We start from the raw sequence: 22,473 nt of genomic DNA on the forward strand, positions 1-22,473 counted from the left end.
CGCCATGCTCCACACATGACGGTTAATGAACTTGAAACTACAGATCAAATTTCACTGCTAAAGTGAAATATCTGGGCTGAACGAAATATGCATAGGTACCCACTAAATTGTCTGCGAAACTATCTCGCCGAATCGCTTCTGTGTCTAGTAGATTGGTCCCTTCAATGGTTAACTGCCATGGGCTTTTTTCTTTTTGAAGAATCAAAGAGGCATTGAGGAATTTATAAGTGGATTGGCTGGTTCCATCAGATGCACGATAGTTGTTGTATTCATAATCAGACAACAAACTCAACCAAGGTCTAATCGCTATTTCTATCTCGAAAAATGGTTTGTCATTAATGAAATCATTCTCGGTAGCCGAACTAGTGTATTGATTAAAAGTCCTTTCATATCCCAATTCAATAGTAAAAATATCGGCTAGCCTCGTCTCTGCTGATCCAGTGTATTGCTGTGTAAATGATTTATTCAGATTTGGGGATTGATTGATCTCATTAGAGGTAGTCAAATAGTAAAGATTGGCGCCAGCATTAATTTTCCATTTCTTAAAAGTTTTTTCAAAGTCTCCGTAAAAACTTATGAGCTCATTGGCATCATGCACATTGATTGGAGAACTTAATCGCTCCAACCCTTGATAAATCACTGATTCACCAAAATTCTGACTGATTTTTTGATAGTTTAATCCTCCGAAAATACTGAAGTGACTAAACAAACTGTAATTCGTATAATTCAAATTATAGTTGTGAATTGTACTATTTTCCAGCAATTGATTTCCCAAATACAAGTTATTGTAATTCTGAACAAACAATCCTTGTGCGACTTTTTGAACATCCATGAATCGTGCTTCCAAATTGTATCTAAATCGTAAAGTTTGAGAACTGGTAATGTCATAACTCACTGTAAATTCTGGAAGCCAAATCACTTTATCAATGACTAGATTTTGATCTCTCTGACCATCTTTGGTTTTATATCTATGCGCATAAACACCAGGGTTAATAATCACCTTGTCAATTTTAGATCTCCAATTTACGCCTGCATATACATCAAGGAATTTATAGTCGAAATCATTGTTAAAAGTAGGGTCATTCAATGCTGTATTGTCTTTTTGTGTGATCGAAGAGACCATTTGTTGTTTTATATGACTATTGCCAAATCTAAAATCCAGATGGTTGGTCCTGTTTAATATATAGTACCAGTTGGCCACAAACTCATACTTTTGAGTATTGATATTTTTGTATTGGAAAAAGTTATACCGGTCCGCGCTATCCAATGGCAGTACGCCTGAAAATAATGGAAGATCAGAATCAAATGATAGGAACGGATTTTGTTTAGCATATTCAAAGCTGGCTTCTACCGAGAATATGTTTTTGTCATTCAGTGCATGATAAAAGTCAAATCTCTGAATAATGTCATATGGTTTTTGGTCAGCTGCCGTTCCTACTTTATTTAATACACTTAGGTTATCCGAGACTCGCTGTTCGTCATCATTCAATACACTTCCTTTAGCGAAAATTTCATACTCTATTTGAGTATCAACATTAGGTGTATACTGAGCTTTGAATTTAGCTAATCCAGAAAGGTTCTCTTGAATTTCATCTGTGGCCAGAGACTCCTTATTGTTGTCAGTATCTGAATTAACATAAGTCCTTTCGGAAAGCGAAAGTAAATTCGTATGGGCTGCAGAGCCAATGGCAAAACCTGAAAGGTTCCACTTATTATTGGAAGCAATATTGAAATTGATAGCACCTAGTTTTGTGTCAATGGACACTGCCCGATTACTTTGCATATTCATAAAGCCCATGTTTTCTTCCGTAGTTGAAAAATTAGAGCCAGATTGAGACATCATGTTCCTCATACCTCCCATGAATCTAAAATAGTCCCTTGGTGTAAAAGCTTGCCTCCCGATATTGTTAGCGTCAACGATAAAATTGATAGTGGCTTTCGGCGTATACCTAAAGAGATTAGCATGCGCTAAATATCTACTATCCAGTCCAGTTCCTGCTTCCACATCTCCAAAAGTCATATTCTTTTTATCCTCGGTCAATTGAATATTAATAGCCAATCGATCTTCATTATTTCCCAAAGTACCCATAGGGGAAATATCGGAGAAATTTCGAAGCACCTGAACACGGTCAACTGCGTTGGCTGGGATGTTCTGCACCGCTAACTTAGTGTCGCCTTCAAAAAATTCTTTGCCTTCCACCAATACCTTTTCTACTGATTTGCCTTGAATTTTGATTTGTCCGTTTTCATCAACATCAAAACCAGGGATGCCTTCCAATACGTCTTCAAGTTTGCGTTCATTACCTTTTTTAAAAGCATCTGCTTTGTAAGAAATTGTATCTCCTGATATCATGACTGGAAATTCTTCTTCTATTGTGATAGTATCCAATCGTTTGGTACTAGACTTTAAGGTTATCACATATGGGTTCGAATCATTTGATTTTGCTATTATGGTATCTTGACTGGTTTGATAACCAATGAAGGTTGATCGTAATACATAGGTTACCCCTTCTATTAACTTCAAATAAAACCTGCCATCCGCATCTGTAACCCCGTAAGAAGTGAGTTTATCAGTTTCAGCATGATAAGCCACTACATTGGAAAGCTCCATGAGGTTGCCTGTGGAATCCTGGACTACACCTGTAAATGTGATTGAGTTTTGTGCTAAGGTGGAAAAGCTCCACCCCAGCAGCATGACCATTAGTAATCTATTCATATCTACGAGATTACCCTCCTACTCTGATCACTCTTCTTTCTTCTCCATTGCCATTGTATTGCTGCATCATTTCTTGCAGTTTTTCTTCTTGCAATACATTAAACTCATCTCTTGTAATCGACTTTCCACCTTTGGGCTTTTCTACCACCACTGCTTCTTGAGGGTTGAGGGTAACCTTACTGCATATAATAGTGGCATTACCATTATTGACCTCTAGAATGAGCCCTGGCAATCCCCAAAAATCGTCTGGTCCTTGATTGATTGGTATGTCCATTGTAAACCAAGCGATTACATCTATTTGAGAAACAACTTCTTCAGATTCTCCAGTTTCAGAATCTACTTGCATCATTCTTGACTCAGTAGAGTACTTAGCTTGTTGGCATTCATATTTTCCGATCTGTTTTTTCTCTCCAGTAATCTCCCAACCTAATGGCTCCAACTCATCATCGATTAAAAATGATTTGCCGAACAAATCAGCCGTCTGTAAATATTTCTTATTCTTGGTGTCTTTATATGTAAGTGATGAACCGCCTGCTACCTTTACCATTACCCCGGACTCCTGAGCAACTGCTTTTTTATCCAATGATTCGATTTGTTTGTAGCTAGATTCAGCTCCATTGAATTTGAGTTCGTACTCTCTTTGCAAGGCACGTCTCAACTGCATCTGCATGGAAGCCTGTTGCCCATGACTTAGCGTACTGTCTCCTTCGAAGTTTACTGTAGCCGCTGTTTTGTAAGTAGCTATTCCTGATTGTGCCAATCCTTGAAATGTCAAGGTGCACAACATAATTGAAAGTTTAATAATTGTGTTCATTTGTTTTTGATTTGATTATGCTTCAAAACAAATAGGACCGAACGTAGAAATATGTTATCGAGTGTTAACGAGTGTTAACCGACCAAAAAAGCACTTCAATACTCCTATCTTTGAATGATGAATAACAGAAAATTTCAAATCTTGTCATGGATTATTGTGATCACCATCGCAATGACAGTAGTGGTTCAAGGCTATTGGAATTGGCGTAATTACGAAGAAAACAAGCGGTTTCTCATTTCTGAAATCCAGGTGGCTTTAGACAATTCTGTAGAGCAATACTATGCTCAGTTGGCTAAAATACATTTCGTTCAAATGAATGATGATCAATTAATAGAGCCTCAGATCAATCGAATTTTGACAGAAACAAATGTAACTGACAGTATTATTTCCCAGTCCCATCAAATTAACGGAACCGAAAAGGAGTTTCAAAAATTTGAATGGAATACGGATTCTGTTGTTACTGAAACTCACTCGAGCATGGTGATCGTGGGAAAACTGAGTAGTGCCGACACGGTCGAGGGTACTCAAAAAAGATTTGTGAAACTTGCTTCCAGACTAGCCATGTCTCTCGAGGCCGACAGTTTAGATTATAATACCTTAGATAGTCTATTGACCATTGAATTAGTCAGAAAAGGGATCAATGATGAATTTGAAATTATTAGAGGCTTACCACCTGTACATAGCAGCAAAAAATTGGCTGTCCAGGCCAATTCCACCTATCTGGCTGCTGGCAATGAGCTATTCCTGAGTATAACTCCAAGTTTTGGTGTTATACTCAAAAAAGGGATCATTGGTGTCCTAATTTCAGTGATCACTGCATTAGTAATCATTGGTGTATTGATCTATTTATATCGTTTTATCCAACATCAGAAAAGTTTGGATCTCATGAAAAACGACCTGATCAGCAATATTACCCACGAGTTTAAAACACCCATCGCTACGGTGAGTACTGCATTAGAGGCTATAGAAAAATTCAATACTGAAAAAGACCTGGCAAAAACAGCGAAATATCTTAATATATCGAATGAACAATTAACCAAGCTCAATGGCATGGTAGAAAAGTTACTAGATACCGCCACGCTGGAAGAAAGTGAGTTACAATTGAACCCACTACGCACAGAATTAACCAATCTAATACAAACGATAACAGATCATTATAAGAGCACTTGTAGGAAATCTATTTCGTTCAAAGGTGACAATGATATATGGGCTCAAGTAGATGTGTTTCATTTTGAAAATGTTATTTCCAATTTGATTGACAACGCATTAAAATATGGAGGAGATCAAATAAATATTGCCTTGAAAAAGGACGAGGGTCAAATTGAGATCTCAGTATCAGACAATGGAACAGGAATAAACAAAAAAGAGCAAATTAAAATTTTCGATAAATTCTATCGCATCTCATCTGGAAATGTACACGACGTCAAAGGCTATGGTATAGGACTGTATTACGCTCGAACCATCGTAGAAAAACATGGCGGTAAGCTCACTGTTTTATCAACCAATGATAAAACTATATTTAAAATCAATATTCCGGCATGAGCAAATCAATGAAAATATTGCTCGCTGAAGACGAATCTTCTTTGGGGTTGATCGTAAAAGAAAGTCTTGAATCTCGAGGTTTCATAGTAGAGTGGTGCCAAAATGGTGAGGACGCACTTACGAAGTATAAAGTATTTAAACCTGATATTATGGTATTGGATGTAATGATGCCAAAAAAAGATGGATTCTCCATAACCAAAGAAATCAGGAAACTGGACCGAAGGACACCTATTATATTTCTAACGGCCAAGTCGCAAACCAAAGATGTAGTTGAAGGTTTTGAGTTAGGAGGCAATGATTATCTCAAAAAGCCCTTCAGCATAGAAGAGCTGATCGTGAGAGTACAAGAGTTGATGCTTAGAAGAGAAAGAAAGTCGGCAGAAGAGCAAATCGAAATTGGTGCTTATCTATTCAACTACCCCAAACAAAAACTACAATTCAAAACTGAAGAACAAATGCTGACTCACAGAGAGGCAGAGGTACTAATGAGTCTGGCGATCTCACCAAATGAAGTAGTAGATCGATCTACCATGCTCAGTGAAATTTGGGGCAATGACGATTTTTTCAATGCGCGCAGCATGGATGTATTCATTACCAAACTGAGAAAAAAATTAGCCAAGGATTCTAGTATTGAAATCCTCAATGTACGGGGTTATGGATATAAGTTAGTTTGCTAGTGCAAAATTTTTGATAAGGCATGTGGGGGCAAATTAGAAGTAAGGTGTCCTGTTTTTGAAACCGAATATTTTAAAACTCATGCTTAAATTAACTTTCATTGGAGCGACTATATGGTTTGCCTCCTTACAAATCGCATTCAGTCAAGAACGAGTCACGACCGAGCTTAAACCTACACAAGTAAGGGCACTCTTCCTTTGTCCAGGGATTTCCATAGAACAAAGGCTAAGTGACAAACACTCTTTTAATCTGATAGCAGGTATTCAACCTGGTATTTCTACATATACTCTAGAACCAGATGGAACGAAATACGATTTTTATATAGCTCCATTTGTAAGCGGTGAGATTAGAAATTATTATGATCGCAAAAAAGTCAATAAAGATCTTGCACCAAATTCTGGCAATTATGTCGCTTTAGCAGCAGGCTATTATATGGATAGAATCATCAACGATTCTGGAAGAGATTATTACGAGGAGAGTTATGAAAACTCATATTTCATCGGACCTGTCTGGGGATTTCAAAGAAATTATATGAATGGATTTCACTTGAATATAAGCGTAGGTTTGGGATATCAACAAGGTGATCAGATTGAAGGCTCAATAGGTATGATTACTAGCGGGGGGGTTGGGTTTTATTTCTAGTATATGTCTCGTCCTGAAATAGCGTTACACAAAAAACGACGTCATGAACGAACTCACAGAGAACAAGTATGTTAAAAGAACACAGAAGGACTACAGCTACGCTTTTAAATTGTCAGTTGTGTCAGAAGTTGAAAGCGGAGAGTTAGGTATAAAAGCCGCCGCTCGCAAGTATGGTATTCAGTCACACTCTACAGTTACCAATTGGCTTCGGAAATACGGTAACTTTGATTGGGTCAATAAATCAACACTTCGGATGCCAAAATCTAAAGACCAAAAACTATACGAACTCGAACAGAAAGTACGGCTGTTGGAAAAACAGAAAAAAGAGCTTGAACAGCAGGTTGAAAACGCAGATAAGAAAGCTATTTTCTTTGATATGATGATCGACATAGCCGAAGAAGAATTCAAACTCCCTATCAGAAAAAAAGTCTTTACCCCAACAGTTGATCGATTCAAGGTTGAACAAAAAGAAGGGGTAACCCAGATCTGTAGACTGTTGGGGATGAATAGGCAAATCTATTACCGCTCTATCAGAAGGAGTAAACAAAAGCAAGAAATAGCCACCAAGGTAGTAATCATGGTTGAAAAGGTGCGTATGAAAATGCCTCGTATCGGTACCAGAAAGTTGTATCATTTACTTTATGACCAACTTCAGCCGCTGGGAGTTGGAAGAGACAGGCTATTTGCTATTATGAAAGCAAATCACCTCCAAATAGCACCTAAGAGACAATATCATATTACTACTGACTCACATCATCGATTTAGAAAACATAAAAACCTTATTGATGGGCTTTCCATACAAAGGCCTGAGCAAGTATGGGTATCGGATATCACCTACATTGGAACACGGAAAAACCCGATGTATTTATCGCTGGTCACGGATGCTTATTCAAAGCGGATCATGGGCTATGATGTATCGAAAAGCCTAGATGCTTCAGGTGCAATATCAGCCCTTAATATGGCTATTGCCAATCGTATATATCCTGAGCGAATGTTGATCCATCACTCAGACAGAGGGTTGCAGTATTGTTGCGATGCTTATCAGCAGTTGCTTGATGAGGCAGCAATTACTTGTAGTATGACAGAAACCTATGATCCGTATCAAAATGCTATAGCCGAAAGGGTGAATGGGATATTGAAACATGAATTTATCTTAGGGATCACCACATCAGATGTAACACTAATGGACAAACTCATTGAGCAGAGTATTTATATTTACAATCATGATCGGCCTCATTGGAGCTGTTGGATGAATACACCAGCCCTTATGCACCAGCAAGATAAGGTCAAGATCAGAAACTATAGAAACAAAAATAGCATCGAGTTGAAACCCGATGCTATCTAATATTTTATCCTAAAATCTGTAACGCTTATTTAGGACTAGTCAATATAAATTGAATAGAAGTAAGGATCATGTCACTGGCCTCCACACACATTAATTTCAATTGATTGCCTTTTTCAACGATCAAACTTTCGCCTGACTCAAAATTTTTATTTTCAATTTTAGCCTTACCTGAATATAGATATATCATGGTGAAGTCATCTTGTAAATTGAAAGTCAACATTTCTTCAGCATTTCCTTTGATGTGTTTTACTTTTCCTGAAGCACCCGGTCGACACATCAAATTAAAGTTGATGGCTTGACCTTCACTGGATGTATGCCAACCTCCTTCGAAAGAGTCCTGATCGAAGGGTGATAGCTGCTTGGTATGACATCCTTGATGTGTCAGAGTATGCTTTCCCTTTAATAACATTAAAGTCCTTTGAACGCCAGGCAATGGAGTGAAATCGCTGGTTTCAGCCTCTACCGTAGCCAAACTGATCCGAAATAAGAAATCTCTTTTTTGAAAGACAGAAGTTGACGGATAGATAAACAATTCCTGACTGGTACCTTTCGCCCACCTAATTATTTTTGATGGGTCTGGTTTTAAGATTTGAATCTTCATGACTTATGGAAGTGATCCAAGGACAAAAATCGCTCTTTGCTCATTTCATACCTTCTCACCTCTTGCGGAAAGCAAATGATACTCGGAGTGGTTTCGTAAATCTCTACAAACTCAAAACCGACTTGCTCCAACAATCGCACAGGAGCAGGGTTGCCGGCATAGGGTTCACAACGTAAAGTTTCTAACTGAAAATTCTCAAAGTACTTTGGGATGGATTGTTTGACCAACTCCAGTCCATTGCCAAACCTTCGATTTTCCTGATCCCAAATGTGCAGATGCATGAATGCTTCTTTTCCAAAGGAAATGTTGTTGATATTGGAATGACCGATCGCCTTTCCGTCCACCTCCCAAATCACATAGTACAGCTGTTTTTTTTCGAAGGGTTTATCTAGCTCCTGTTGTATCGCTGTTATCCATTCTTCACGTGGAGGCAACTTGCTCTGGTCTGCTCCCATGCCATTGAGATAGGCTGCATCCGCATTCGAAAAGTAGTCTACTACTTGTTCGGCATCTGCAGGGGTCATTTCGTGGGTGGCGGTTTTCATTCTCAAATGTTTTGCAATTCGATACTTTTCAACAGTTTTGATTCAATTTGAAGTATTTGTGGCGGAAATTTTTTAGACAAAAAAATTAGAAGCTTTGGTAAACTATTTTTCTTTTCAAGCACCTTCAAGCTTCGGACTTCAATATGTCCGTTGATAGTTTGCACTTTCATTACAATTCTATTAGATACTAATAGCGAAAAAGCCATCACAGCAATAATCATCACTAAGCCGACGCAAGCTAGCATACCTCCGTACCCACGAATGGTTCGTGAATTTAATTTATCAATCTCTGCATAAGAAATTTCATCAAATGCCCAGTAAATTCCATAAAAAGCAACAAACCCCAATACTAGCCACAGCATTGACGTCCGAATTGGATTAACCGTTAATATTCCTTTGCAGATTTGAATTTTTGAAATCTCTTGAAAGGCAATTTTTTTAAAACCAGAATTACCACCCTGCAAATGCAGCTCATTTTGTGTAAATCCAAAATTATCCCCTTCAAATAGATAATTCATAAGATTTAAAACTCATTAATCCCATTTTCAAAGGCCTGATCAGCAGGTAAGTTGGAGCCCATGGCCGCTTCTACGGCCAGTTCGTCGCAACGTTCGTTTTCGGGGATGCCGGCATGGCCTTTCACCCATTTGAAAGTGACTTTATTGCGCTTGTAAGGTGGAATAAAGCGCTCCCAGAGGTCTTTATTTTTCTTTTGTTTGAATCCCTTTTTCACCCAGCCCCAGAGCCAGCCTTTTTCTACGGCGTCAACCACATATTTTGAATCAGAGTATACCAACACTTCTGCATTTATGACTTTCAGTGCTTCCAGACCTTTGATCACAGCTAACAGCTCCATGCGGTTGTTGGTGGTTTTTCGAAAGCCTTCAGACAACTCTTTCCTGTGGCCTTTGGCCAATAGTACCGTACCGTATCCTCCAGGACCAGGGTTGCCTCTGGATGAGCCGTCTGTATAGATGATGATGCTAGGTTGAGTCATGTGTGAGAATATAGTAAATAATGAATAGTGAATAATTAAAAGTTAATCATTATTCACTGTTCTCTGTTCATTTATTAAATGGCTATGCCATTTTTAAAAAGTTTGATGGAAATCGCTAATAATATAATCCCAAATACCTTTCTGATTACGTTGAATCCTGCATGTCCTATTTTCTTTTCCAGCCAGCTGGAAGATTTGAGGACAACATAGATCAACAACAAATTGATCAAAATACCAATCAGAATATTGGTGAGATCAAACTCCGCTCTGAGCGAAATCAAGGAAGTCATCGTACCTGGGCCGGCAATCAGCGGAAAGGCAATTGGCACAATGGATGACGAACTGGCCTCTTCTTCGTCAGACTTGAACAGTTCGATGCCCAGGACCATTTCCATACCTATCAAAAACATGATCAATGCCCCTGCGATGGCAAACGAACCTACATCAATGCCTAGTAAACCTAATATTCTGTCTCCTAGAAAAAGAAAAATAACCATGATCACGCCGGCCACAAAAGTTGCTCTAAAGCTGTGGATTACTCCGGCTTTTTTACGCAGGTTGATAATAATGGGGATACTTCCCAGAATATCAATCACCGAGAATAGAATCAATGACACAGACAATATTTGGGTAAAATCGAGTTGCATGAATTAGTTGTTTAAAATGTATTGAATGCCTTCTTTATAACCATCGAGACCTAGGCCGATAAAGTGTGCAACACATACCGGCGTCAAATAACTGTGATGTCGAAATTTCTCTCTTTCCATCACGTTCGAAATATGGACTTCTACTACGGGTGTTGTGACGCCTTTCACCGCATCAGCTAAGGCGACAGAGGTATGAGTATATCCACCTGCATTTAGGATGATGCCATCATAATCAAAACCAACTTCATGGATTTTATCGATCATTACCCCTTCGTGGTTGGTCTGTAAGTATTCCAACTCTACATCAGTGAATTTCACCTTGAGGTGTTCGAAGTAATCTTCAAATGTTTCGTGTCCATAAATTTCTGGTTCACGTCTGCCTAGCAGATTCAGATTGGGGCCGTTGAGAATGAGTATTTTCATTTTATATAAGTCCGAAGTTGGAAGTCCGAAGTTAGAAGTTTTTTTCTGCTTCTGACTTCTAACTTCCGACTTCCATTGTACTAAAACTAAGATTTTTTATCAAGAACCCGTTACATTCGCCCATGTCCTGGAAATTCTACATCGGCCAATTCAAATCTTACTTGCAGCTAGAACGCTCCCTGGCTCCCAACTCCGTGGAAGCTTATGTACAGGACATCGTGAAGTTAGAGCAGTTTCTGGCTTTGAAAGAAAAGGACAACGGCCCTTTGAAAGTCACAGACACGGACATCAGAGATTTATTAGAATATATTCACGAACTGGGTATGTCTGCTTATTCTCAGGCGAGAATAGTTTCCGGTATCAAATCATTTTTCAAATACCTGGTCTTCGAAGGCGATCTGGACAAAGACCCGTCTGAACTCATCGAAGCCCCCAAACTAGGACGTAAACTTCCTGATACACTGAATGTGCAGGAAATAGATGCTTTATTCGAGGCGATAGATCTGAGTACGCCTGAAGGGCCAAGAAACAAGGCGATGCTGGAAACACTTTATAGCTCAGGGCTTCGGGTGTCAGAGTTGGTCAACTTACAACTCAATTGTGTTCTAGAGGATATTGGATTTCTACGCGTGATAGGCAAGGGAAACAAAGAGCGTTTGGTACCCATTGGCCGAGAGGCGCTTAAGCATATCAAAATTTATGTGGAACAAATCCGATGTCATCTGGATATCAAAAAAGGACATGAGCATTTTGTGTTTCTCAATCGCAGAGGAGCCCAGCTCACTAGAGTGATGATTTTCACTATAATCAAAAACTTGGCTCTCAAAATAGGATTAAATAAGAAAATTAGTCCGCACACTTTCCGCCACTCTTTTGCCACCCATCTCATCGAAGGTGGTGCTGATTTGAGGGCCGTTCAAGAAATGCTTGGGCATGAGTCTATCACTACAACCGAAATATACACACATTTAGATCGCGATTATTTGCAACAAATCGTAAGAGACTATCATCCTAGGAGCTAAACTAAATCTTAGTTTGACTTGAAGTAATAGCTGATAAAAAATTAGTTTTGCTTTCCAATTATTTCAAACATGTATAAGATTCTCATCCGCCCGTTACTATTCCTGTTCCAACCAGAAAATGCACATCATTTGACTTTCTTCTTGATGAAGTTGATCAATGCATTACCGCTCGGTAGAACGCTGTTTTCTTTAGCTCACGGCCAAAAAAACAAAGGACAAAGCACCTCACTGTTTGGTCTTAATTTTCCCAACAAAGTAGGATTGGCAGCTGGACTAGACAAAAATGCAGAATCCATAGATATGTTTGCCGCGATGGGGTTTGGGTTCGTAGAAATAGGTACGGTAACTCCCAAACCACAACCCGGCAATCCTAAGCCCAGATTGTTTAGACTCAAGAAAGATCAAGCCTTGATCAACCGAATGGGATTTAACAATGATGGAGTTGCGGTAGTCAAAGAAAGACTGAAGAAAAGAAAATCAAACATCCTGGTAGGAGGCAACATTGGGAAGAACAAAGTCACCCCCAATGAAGAAGCTGTCAACGACTACATCATTTGTTTCAATGAGTTGTTTGATGTAGTGGATTACTTCGTTGTAAATGTGAGCTCTCCTAACACACCTGGCCTTCGCGAACTTCAAGAAAAAGAACCGTTATCCAACATCCTGAATACATTGATGGGTGAAAACAAAAAAAGGCCGGCCACCAAGCCTATTCTACTAAAAATAGCACCGGATTTAACTGAAGAGCAATTAGTGGATATCATTGAAATCGTAAACGAAACCAAAATCGATGGTGTGATCGCTACCAACACTACCATAGACCGATCTGGCCTAAATACAAATGATTCAATCGTCGAAGCTATTGGAGCTGGCGGGTTGAGTGGTAAACCAGTCCAGTCCAGATCGACAGAAGTAATCCGTTTTCTACATGAAAAATCTAACGGCTCTTTCCCAATAATCGGTGTGGGAGGAATAAACTCTGGTGCATCAGCGTTAGAAAAAGTGGAATCGGGTGCCAGTCTGGTTCAAGTCTATAGCGGATTCATATATGAAGGTCCAAAATTGATTTCTGACATCACCAAAGCCCTTGCTTAAGCGCTAACTAAATGATCGATACATGGGTTAATATTTGTGCCCAATTTGATTAATTTACATTCCAAATACTCATCAATGGCCAAAAACACTTTTAGGAACAAAACGAAGGAAAAAAGACAGTTTAAGTTACCCTCCATATCTATCGGATTTTTAAAGGACCGTCGCTTTCAATTGTCATTAGGGTTTCTCACCTTGGTTTTCAGTTTGTTCTTGCTCACTGCATTCATTTCTTATTTGTTTACTGGGAAAGCAGATCAGAGTTTGATGGGAAATATTGCAGATACAGGCCTCAAAGCATCGGGACTTGAAGCAGAAAATTGGTTGGGTTTATTTGGGGCATATACTGCGCACTATTTCATTTATCAGTTTTTCGGAATTGCTTCATTCTTAATTCCACCTTTTTTGTTCTTGGTCGGATATAAAATTGTATTCGATAGAGAGATTTTACCCATTTCAAAATCCTTTTGGTTTACCATTTTCTTCTTAATGTGGATCAGTATTTTCATTGGGTACTTTATGATCAATTCTGAGCAAATCAACATCTGGGGATTTCTTGGTGGTGGCACCGGATTTGAATTGGCTATCCTAATGGACAGTCTCATGGGTTGGGGTACGCTACTATTTTTATTATTTGCCTTAGCTGTATTTACGGTTTATTTCTTCAATATCACGCAAATGGTAGGTTTAACTACAGCTCCACCTTTAGAAAGCCGATTAGAAGAGGAAGAAAAAGAAGACTTTGTACAAGAAGACGAATCTGAAACTATTGCAGCTGTAGTGTCGGCAATAAAGGAAGAAGTTGAAAAAGAAGAGGCCGAAGCCGAATCAGGACAAGAAGAAGGCGAATCTGAGGAATGGAAGGTAGAAGTAAAAAAACCAGCTGCCAAAAAGAAAGAAAAGCCTGCTTTGGATTTGGTAGTTGAAGAACCTGAACCGATTCAGGCCCCTGTAGTAGAGAATAAACCTACGGCACCGATAGAAAAAGGGAAAGAAGATGATTTAGCACTAGAAGTAGAGAAGCCGGAGGCCAAGGAGAAAATTACGGATAAATTAGAGAATTATGATCCAACCTTAGATCTAGCGAAATACGTCTATCCTACTCCAGATTTATTGATTGACTATCCAGATAAAAATGTTCAGGTATCCAAAGAAGAATTAGAGCAAAACAAGGACAATATTGTAGCTACGCTTATCAATTTTAAAATCGGGATTTCAAGTATCAAAGCAACTATAGGGCCTACTGTAACCCTTTATGAAATTGTGCCTGAGGCCGGGGTCAAAATCTCTAAGATTAAAAACCTGGAAGATGATATCGCCCTAAGTCTGGCAGCATTAGGCATTCGTATCATTGCCCCTATTCCCGGCAAAGGAACGATCGGTATTGAAGTACCAAACAAAAACCGTGAAATGGTGGATGTCAAATCTATTTTGACAACAGACAAATTCATGAAAAGCAGTGCCGAGCTACCCGTGGTACTTGGAAAAACTATTTCCAACGAAGTTTATGTGACCGACTTGGCCAAGATGCCTCACTTGCTTATGGCCGGTGCTACAGGACAAGGTAAATCGGTTGGGTTGAATATTCTTTTGACTTCATTGATCTACAAAAAGCACCCTTCACAGTTGAAGTTTGTATTGGTAGATCCGAAGAAGGTGGAATTGACTCTTTTTAATAAAATTGAAAAGCACTTTCTAGCTATGCTTCCAGGCACTGAGGAAGCCATTATCACAGATACAAAAAAGGTGATTTATACGCTGAATTCACTGTGTATTGAAATGGATAATCGCTACGATCTACTCAAAGACGCAGCTTGTAGAAACCTAAAAGAATACAACAAGAAATTCGTTGAGCGTAAACTCAATCCAAACAAGGGCCACAAATTCTTACCATACATTGTATTAGTCATCGATGAGTTGGCCGATTTGATGATGACGGCAGGTAAAGAGGTAGAAACTCCCATTGCAAGACTGGCTCAATTAGCGAGAGCGATTGGCATTCACTTGGTTGTGGCTACTCAACGTCCTTCAGTCAATGTAATTACTGGTGTGATCAAGGCCAACTTTCCCGCACGATTGTCTTTTAGAGTTACTTCAAAGATTGATTCCAGAACTATTTTGGACGCTGGTGGCGCGGAGCAGCTCGTGGGTATGGGAGATATGTTGTTATCACTAGGCTCCGACATTATACGTTTGCAATGCGGATTTGTAGATACACCAGAAGTAGATCGTATCTGTGAATTTGTAGGCGATCAACAAGGCTATGACTCCGCCTATATGCTTCCTGAATTTGTAGGTGATGAAGGAGAAAGCGCAATAGGTGAAGTAGATCTTAAAGATCGTGATGTCTTATTTGAAGATGCAGCCAGACTGATCGTGATGCATCAGCAAGGCAGTACATCACTGGTGCAAAGAAAACTAAAACTAGGGTATAACCGAGCCGGTCGATTAATCGATCAACTTGAAGCTGCGGGCATTGTCGGTGCATTTGAAGGCAGCAAGGCTCGTGAGGTACTCATCCCGGATGAACATTCGCTTGAACAGCTACTCAATGAACTCAACGGGCTCTAATCAAATTAATTAACTTTTTATATTTGGCATGAAATGTGCAATTTGTGCATCATTTCAACCGAAATTAAAACAATACGCATTATGAAGTCAATCCAATTCCTAATTATACTCAGCATAGCTGCCCTTACGCAAGTAGTAGCTCAAAAAGATCCAGCAGCCAAGCAGGTATTAGATGCAATGAGTGAAAAATATCAAAAAATTCCAGCTTTCAGAGCAGAGTTTTCTTATACCATGGAAGACGAAGGAGATGATATTGATGAAGGATTCAAAGGTAAGATCTTAGTAAGAGGAGAAAAGTACAAATTGATTATGGATGAGCAAGAAGTTACTTTCGATGGAACTGATATTTATACATATCTCAAAGAAGAAAATGAAATGACCATTTCAAGTTTTGATCCTGAGGAAGAAGAAATATCCTTGTCAAATATTTTTGATATCTACAAAACCGGATACAAATACGTTTATACAGAATCTAAGAATAATGGTGCTACCGATGTCGTTGACCTAGTACCCGAAGATCGTGAAAAAGAATACTTCAAAATCAGAATGGAAATCGGAGCTAGTGACAAATCACTTCAGAGTTTTAAAGTGTTTGATAAGTCGGGTAGTCGATATCTATATAAAGTTTTAAGCTTTAAAGAAGATGCTTCCATAACGGATAAAACCTTTGTTTTCGACAAAGCAAAGTACAAAGAAGCAGAAGTAATTGACTTTAGATAATTCCGTAGTAAATAATATTTCAGGCTCTGATTAGGGACACCATCCCAGTCAGAGCCTTTTTTTATGACTATAATTGCACGCTATGTGTCTCATTCTCTTTGCTTGGAAAAAACACCCCAGTTATGACCTAATCGTTACTGCGAATAGAGATGAGTTTTACAATCGACCGACTCAAGCGGCTAGCCTTTGGCCTGAGCAACCAACACTACTTGCCGGAAAAGACCTTACCGCAGGTGGTACCTGGATGGGTGTAACGAAAACTGGAAAGTTTGCAGCACTAACCAATTATCGTGACATCGCCAACATCAACGATCATGCGCCATCTCGTGGAGATCTAACAAAAGATTATCTCATTCAGAACCATAAACCCAAAACCTATCTAGAAAAATTAAAATCTGAACAAATTCCCTACAACGGGTTTAACCTCTTGATTGGAGACCAAAATTCGCTTTGGTATTATAACAACATCAATTACGAAATAAAGCCTCTTGAACCTGGTATTTATGGACTAAGCAATGCGCTACTAGATGATCCCTGGCCTAAAGTAGAAGCAGGAAAGCAGAAGCTTGGTGAATTGATACAAAATGACGCACTGACAGCTGATAGCCTTTTGAAGATCATACAGGACAAAACCATCGCTCTGGACATAAAACTTCCCAACACAGGAGTGCCTTTAGAATGGGAGCGTGCCCTATCGGCCATGTTTATAACTATGGAAAACTATGGCACTCGGTGCTCAACAACTCTTCTAAAAAAAGGTACAAGCACCAACTTTGCTGAAAAAACTTACCCTCATCTTGGACAAAAAGAAGATCAGGTAGAATTTATCTTTTAAATCCCCTCTATTCTATGTTCAATATACCTAGCAATACGGATTGAACTCAGCTTCATATCATTCTAATTTTATTTCCTAAACAAACTGAAAACTGGAATTATTATGAAGCACTACAGTCTAAAATATGGAATTTTAGTTGCCTGCATTCTCTGCATTATGGGAAATGCACAAGCGCAAGACGCGCTTTGGCAACTCGATTTTGAGAAAGAAATCGTCTGGAACAAAGTTACGGATTCAGGCATCTTATTAGTCGGAACCAGTGACATGGGACTGCACGGTATCGACTCAAGAGACGGCAACAAACTTTGGAGTAACAACATTATGAAAGGGGCCAAAGCAGTGAAAGGCGCTGATGGCAAAAAACAAGACCCTTCTGCCCTATTTGAACAATTTATTTATGTGATTGAAGATGAAGAGTACCCAGAGATGGGTGATTTCATTGAAATCAAATATACCGATAACGCTGCGTTTAAAAATTATGCGATTGTCAATATACAAACCGGTGAAGAGGTAATGAGCCCAAGAAAAGCTGAAATGCCAATTACTAAATGGTTTGGAAAAGAAATGCCGACATTCAACTACAATGGAACCGGATACATCCCGGAATTAAGAATGGTCGTTATCTCCGCTACTTGGCAGGATTATATGCAAAAAGGTGCGCCCTGGATGCAAATGACTAAAATGGTAGAATTACCAAGTGCCAAAGTAATTTGGGAAAGCGATGCAGTTTCCAGCGAAAATTTTCCATTCGTTGTGGGCTCTGACATCATCATGCCGGGAAAAACCAAAATCGCCCGCATGGATGCAAAAACAGGTAAAATCAAATGGGATTATAATACTTCTCTTAAAAATCAAACCTTTGAAAAATTTGACTTAAGCCTTGATCTCTCTACCGGATACTTTTTTGAAAAAAAGAAAAACAGTGGCACCCTCTCTGCAGTTGACATGGAGTCTGGAAACAAATTCTGGGAACAAGAATTGAAGTTGAAAAATGTACCCTCACTAACTGCAATGAGTTATGGTGTAGTAACCAAGGACGATACGAATCTCCGACTATATGATCTGAAATCCGGAACAGAGAAGTGGAAAGTGAAAAAAGTAGATGGTACGGTAATCGACCTCGGCGACCATGGTATAGCCATCACGCAAAAAGCAAAAAGGTTATTACTACTTGACCCAAACACAGGAGAAGCCAAGTGGGATGAAAAAATCTCTGGAATTAACATCGATCGTATCGTTGGAAATGGCATCATGTATACAGACGCTAAAGGAAGATTAGGTGTGATTCAATATGACGGGGAAAAAATCTGGAGTAAAAAAGGAATGCTTGATGTACCAAGCTTGAGATATCAAGTAGAGCTTGGCAGAGAATTAATGTACATCGATGGTGATTTATATGAAGTCGATCTCTTTTCTGGAGACTACAGTGTCTTGGTTGGAAAATTGGATAAGCAATTCGAAGGAGATGAAGTGCCTTCAAGCATAGAGTTAGTTGATGGTGGCTATTTGGTCAGCTCTAGTCAAAACCTTTTCATGTTTGAAACAGATGGTTCAATTCGCTGGAAAAAATACTGGGAAGCACCTGGCATGAGCATGGCAGCCAAAATAGCCCTGAGAGTTGGGCAAGCAGCCATGATCGCTATGGCAGCGAGTTCAGCAGCTGCTTCGTCACAGCATCGCACAGCTTATGGTGGAGAAACTTACTATTCTAAAATGTATGCTCAACAGGCAGAAGATTTAGCCAAAGGAGCTAGCATGCTGGGAGATGAAGCCAAGAAATTATTTACCGCATCCAAATCCAAAGGAGATATAAAAATGATCCTATCTCGGGTAGGCGCAGGTGGCCAAGCAAAAAGTTCTGGCCTGGTAAAAGTGGATAAGGCCACCGGAGAAGAATTAGGTACGCTTCAATTGGGTGATAAAGAACCAATTTATGACTTTGACCCGATTTCTGGTCAGGTATTCTTCAAGGCTGACAAAAAACAAATCATCAGCTACGCTTTATAAAATCAATCCATAGTTGTGACTGTCTCGATTCAATCGGGGCAGTCATTCTCATTTTAAAACAGACTCACTATGTTACGCTCTTATCTCCTATTGAGCTCCTTCTTGCTGTGCCTTTTAGCGAATGCTCAACAACGCCAGTTGATCGTAAGGCAAGGTCATACAGCGGCTATAAACAGCTTAAAATATGCTCCTGACGGAAGCGCAGTTTATTCAGCCAGTGATGACAAATCCATTAAAATGTGGGATGTCAAGACTGGAGTGGATGTCAACACATTCAATGCGCATACCGCACCCGTCAGATGTATGGAGCTTTCTGAAAATGGAGAATTGCTAGTCTCAGGAGACCTTGAAGGTAAAGTCTTAGTCTGGAATGCCAAAACAGGTGAAGTAAAGCTTACCATCAACGCCCATGAAGGCAGCGTTAATACCGTGAAGTTCACTAAAGATCAGCAATACATGGTTTCTGGTGGAGATGACAAAATGCTCAAAGTATGGAATCTACAAGGCGATACTTTAAAAACAATCAAAGGGTTCAAAGCCTCCATTCAGAGCATTGGTATCTCACCTGATGGTACCAGGATCATTTCCGGAGGTTACAAAAATAATGGCGTTGAACTCCTCTTAGTAGATTTAGAAAAGGGCAAAATTATCGATGATGCTTTGAACCATGTAGCCGGTGCTGGAGCAGCGCAGGTTTATGCCAAAGCTATCATGACACCTGTTGCCCTAGCTATGAATATTGGAAAAGGAAATGTAGGTGTGGGTAAGGGCATGACCACTTTCTACATCATGAATTATAGCAACATAGAATTCACCAACGATGGCAGCAAAATATTGATCTCACAGAATACTTTCTTACCACTCACAGCTGCCAAAGGTGAAGAAGAAAGTGAAGGCACATCCAGTATATCAATCATAGAGCTTACGGAAAACCAAAACCAATTCAAAGAAGTTCGTCGACCCATCAGATGGCAATCCAGTCACCCTAGAGCAGTGGCTGTATTCAATCAAGACCAAACAAAAGTCATTGTCAACGAAAAATATAGCATGAAGGTATATGATATTGAGAATGCAGATTTTCCTGAACCAGGAAAGAAAGAAGCCACTCAATATGTCCCACCTGTAGTAAAAGAAATTAAAGGGACAGGACTTGGTCTAAACGCCTTGGGATTATCTCCCGATTATAGAACTGTAGTTTCCGCTGATAATGACAGAAGAATCAAATTATGGGATTACCATTCCGGACGTAAAATCAGAGACCTGGAGGGTTTTGTACAACCCGCATTGGCTGTAGATGTGATGCCTGATGGCAAACACATCATGGTAGGGTCTTTAGACAGAAATTTGACCCTGTGGGATATCAGCACTGGCCAACTGGTACGAACATTTGACAGATCTTCTGATGTCTGCAGTATAGATATATCGGAAGATGGAAAAACGTTCCTTACTGCTGCAGTAAATACTGAATTCTTCAAAATGTGGAGTTTCAGAACAGGTCGACAGCTCAGGTCCTTTTTAGAAACAAAAAAACAAACGGTATGGGTAAAATATAATCCTGATGATGATGATCAAATTTATGCAGCTACTGCAGATGGACAAGCTAAAATTTGGTCCATTAGCGAATCGAAAGCCAAAAAGAAAATAAAAGGAGATTATCGATTATTCGAAGACAAGTACAAATCGAATGGTTTTAAAGTCAGCTGGGAAGACTATACACTCACTGTCAAGAAATCAAATGCCGAATACATCACTGACACTCAAAGCGGAAGGTTAACAGATGCAGTTTTCAGTAAAGACAATAAGTATTTAATTACCACTAATGAAAACGGAGAGATCGCTCTATATGATTTAGCTACTAAAAAAAGAGCCATAAGTATGGCCTTAATAGGCAACAATGACTTCATCACCTATACGCCTGATTTGTACTATACTTCTTCCAAAGGTGCTGCGAAAGCCATCGCCTTTAAAGCAGAAAATAAAGTGCTCCCTTTTGAGCAACTGGAATTGAAATACAACAGACCAGACATTGTGGCCAGCAGAATTGGTTATGCGCCCAAAAAATTAATAGCTTCCTACAAGGCTGCCTACGACCGAAGATTAAAAAGACTTGGATATACAGAAGCTGATTTGGGCAATACATTTGATTTACCAGAAGTGGGGATTGATTTCGCATCCATTCCACTAGAAACAGATCAGAAAACACTAAAAATAAATGTGTCTGCAACAGATAAAAACTACCCGATCAAACAGCTACAGGTTTTTGCCAATGATGTACCGATTTTCGGGTCGAAAGGCATTGCCGTACAAGGAAAAATGAATGTTGAGAAAGAACTTTCCTTTCCTCTGAGCAATGGAATCAATGAAATAAAAGTAACCGCGACCAATACTAAGGGTCAAGAATCCATTCCAGAAAAATTCGAAATCCAATATACCGCCGAGTGGGACAAACCAGACCTGTACGTGATCGGTATTGGAGTTTCCAACTATCAGCAATCTGATTACAATCTGGCTTTTGCTGCTAAAGATGCACAAGACATGATTCAAACTTTATCAGGATCTAGTGCGTACGAAAAGGTACATTCTAAACTACTGACAAATGCGGATGCCACCGATGCCAATATCCTGACCATCCGATCCTTTATTTCACAAGCTAAAGTAGATGATGTAGTAGCCATTTTCATAGCTGGTCATGGGGTACTAGACAAAAACTATAACTACTACTTTGCAACCAACAACATGGATTTCTCTAATCCAGCCAATGGCGGTCTGTCCTACGCACAAATTGAGTCACTGATCGATGGGATTGATTGCAGAAACAAAATTCTCCTGATGGATACTTGCCACTCAGGTGAATTGGATGATGAGGATGTACAAACAGTAACGGCTTCCGCTAAAAAGAGTGGTGCCGTTTCTTTTCGCTCGACTGGTAACATAGTGAAACTCAAAGAAAACAGTTTTGGATTGCAAAATACGTTGGAACTGTCCAAGTCGCTTTTTAGTGACATGAAAAAGGGTACAGGTGCTACGGTTATTTCAGCCGCTGGTGGTACCGAATTTGCCGCTGAAGGTATGAATTCAGAAAACGGATTATTCACTGCCAGTTTCATTGAAGGAATTACTACTCGTCGAGCTGATCGCGATCGTAACCGCAGCTATTCGATATCTGAAATGAGGGCTTGGGTCGGTGAGCAGGTCACTAGAAAAAGTAAAGGCAACCAAATCCCCACTTCACGTGAGGAGAACGTGAAAAATGATTTTAGAATTTATTAGACTGAACAT

Annotated in this window: 19 protein-coding genes; 11 read left to right on the forward strand and 8 right to left on the reverse strand. The window is 39.5% G+C overall.

The genetic code is table 11. The features are described from left to right. Positions 1–37 precede the first annotated feature (37 nt). Positions 38–2,716, reverse strand: a complete 2,679-nt coding sequence (locus ACOQO5_RS13450; protein ID WP_420582209.1) for a carboxypeptidase-like regulatory domain-containing protein — start codon at positions 2,714–2,716, stop codon at positions 38–40. Positions 2,717–2,726: 10 nt separating this feature from the next. Beyond that, complete coding sequence (locus tag ACOQO5_RS13455) at positions 2,727–3,530, reverse strand: GLPGLI family protein (RefSeq protein WP_420582210.1); 804 nt, start codon at positions 3,528–3,530, stop codon at positions 2,727–2,729. Between the two features lie 141 nt (positions 3,531–3,671). Between ACOQO5_RS13455 and ACOQO5_RS13460 the strand changes: the two genes are divergently transcribed. The 4 genes from ACOQO5_RS13460 (at position 3,672) to ACOQO5_RS13475 (ending at position 7,734) form a co-directional block, all read left to right on the forward strand. Beyond that, complete coding sequence (locus tag ACOQO5_RS13460; RefSeq protein WP_420582211.1) at positions 3,672–5,072, forward strand: sensor histidine kinase; 1,401 nt, start codon at positions 3,672–3,674, stop codon at positions 5,070–5,072. Further along, positions 5,069–5,749 (forward strand): response regulator transcription factor, encoded by a 681-nt coding sequence (locus ACOQO5_RS13465; RefSeq protein WP_420582212.1) that lies wholly within the window; start codon positions 5,069–5,071, stop codon positions 5,747–5,749. The genes ACOQO5_RS13460 and ACOQO5_RS13465 overlap by 4 nt, the downstream gene beginning before the upstream one ends. A 79-nt stretch (positions 5,750–5,828) precedes the next feature. Further along, positions 5,829–6,389, forward strand: a complete 561-nt coding sequence (locus ACOQO5_RS13470; protein ID WP_420582213.1) for a hypothetical protein — start codon at positions 5,829–5,831, stop codon at positions 6,387–6,389. Between the two features lie 43 nt (positions 6,390–6,432). Next, complete coding sequence (locus ACOQO5_RS13475; protein WP_420582214.1) at positions 6,433–7,734, forward strand: IS3 family transposase; 1,302 nt, start codon at positions 6,433–6,435, stop codon at positions 7,732–7,734. Positions 7,735–7,759: 25 nt separating this feature from the next. Here ACOQO5_RS13475 and ACOQO5_RS13480 read toward each other — a convergent pair whose 3' ends face one another. The 6 genes from ACOQO5_RS13480 to aroQ all read right to left on the reverse strand — a co-directional run bounded on the left by ACOQO5_RS13480 (position 7,760) and on the right by aroQ (position 10,947). Then, complete coding sequence (locus ACOQO5_RS13480; protein ID WP_420582215.1) at positions 7,760–8,335, reverse strand: HutD family protein; 576 nt, start codon at positions 8,333–8,335, stop codon at positions 7,760–7,762. Beyond that, positions 8,332–8,880: a GNAT family N-acetyltransferase gene (locus ACOQO5_RS13485; protein ID WP_420582216.1), complete on the reverse strand. Its 549-nt coding sequence runs from the start codon at positions 8,878–8,880 to the stop codon at positions 8,332–8,334. The genes ACOQO5_RS13480 and ACOQO5_RS13485 overlap by 4 nt, the downstream gene beginning before the upstream one ends. Positions 8,881–8,882: 2 nt before the next feature. Further along, complete coding sequence (locus ACOQO5_RS13490; RefSeq protein ID WP_420582217.1) at positions 8,883–9,398, reverse strand: hypothetical protein; 516 nt, start codon at positions 9,396–9,398, stop codon at positions 8,883–8,885. Between the two features lie 5 nt (positions 9,399–9,403). After that, positions 9,404–9,877 carry a ribonuclease HI gene (rnhA, locus tag ACOQO5_RS13495; RefSeq protein WP_420582218.1) on the reverse strand — a complete coding sequence of 158 codons (474 nt, stop codon included), beginning with the start codon at positions 9,875–9,877 and terminating at the stop codon, positions 9,404–9,406. Between the two features lie 74 nt (positions 9,878–9,951). Beyond that, entirely contained in the window at positions 9,952–10,524 is a 573-nt protein-coding gene (locus tag ACOQO5_RS13500) for a MarC family protein (protein ID WP_420582219.1), read from the reverse strand. Between the two features lie 3 nt (positions 10,525–10,527). After that, entirely contained in the window at positions 10,528–10,947 is a 420-nt protein-coding gene (gene aroQ / locus ACOQO5_RS13505) for a type II 3-dehydroquinate dehydratase (protein WP_420582220.1), read from the reverse strand. Between the two features lie 122 nt (positions 10,948–11,069). Here aroQ and xerD point away from each other — a divergent pair, with 122 nt between their 5' ends. The 7 genes from xerD to ACOQO5_RS13540 all read left to right on the forward strand — a co-directional run bounded on the left by xerD (position 11,070) and on the right by ACOQO5_RS13540 (position 22,464). Beyond that, the gene (gene xerD, locus ACOQO5_RS13510) at positions 11,070–11,969 is read left to right on the forward strand and encodes a site-specific tyrosine recombinase XerD (protein WP_420582221.1); all 900 of its coding nucleotides are present in this window, start codon (positions 11,070–11,072) and stop codon (positions 11,967–11,969) included. A gap of 69 nt (positions 11,970–12,038) precedes the next feature. Beyond that, a complete protein-coding gene (locus ACOQO5_RS13515; protein WP_420582222.1) occupies positions 12,039–13,064 on the forward strand; it encodes a quinone-dependent dihydroorotate dehydrogenase in 1,026 nt (341 codons plus the stop codon). Between the two features lie 75 nt (positions 13,065–13,139). Further along, positions 13,140–15,632 carry a DNA translocase FtsK 4TM domain-containing protein gene (locus tag ACOQO5_RS13520; RefSeq protein ID WP_420582223.1) on the forward strand — a complete coding sequence of 831 codons (2,493 nt, stop codon included), beginning with the start codon at positions 13,140–13,142 and terminating at the stop codon, positions 15,630–15,632. 81 nt (positions 15,633–15,713) lie between these two features. Continuing rightward, entirely contained in the window at positions 15,714–16,352 is a 639-nt protein-coding gene (locus ACOQO5_RS13525) for a LolA family protein (protein ID WP_420582224.1), read from the forward strand. An 82-nt stretch (positions 16,353–16,434) separates the two neighbouring features. Further along, positions 16,435–17,187: an NRDE family protein gene (locus ACOQO5_RS13530; RefSeq protein WP_420582225.1), complete on the forward strand. Its 753-nt coding sequence runs from the start codon at positions 16,435–16,437 to the stop codon at positions 17,185–17,187. A 102-nt stretch (positions 17,188–17,289) separates the two neighbouring features. Beyond that, a complete protein-coding gene (locus ACOQO5_RS13535; protein ID WP_420582226.1) occupies positions 17,290–19,194 on the forward strand; it encodes a PQQ-binding-like beta-propeller repeat protein in 1,905 nt (634 codons plus the stop codon). A gap of 69 nt (positions 19,195–19,263) precedes the next feature. After that, the gene (locus ACOQO5_RS13540; RefSeq protein ID WP_420582227.1) at positions 19,264–22,464 is read left to right on the forward strand and encodes a caspase family protein; all 3,201 of its coding nucleotides are present in this window, start codon (positions 19,264–19,266) and stop codon (positions 22,462–22,464) included. The last annotated feature ends 9 nt before the right edge of the window (positions 22,465–22,473 follow it).

The organism is Reichenbachiella sp. (genome assembly GCF_965223055.1).
Taxonomy (GTDB): Bacteria; Bacteroidota; Bacteroidia; order Cytophagales; family Cyclobacteriaceae; genus Reichenbachiella.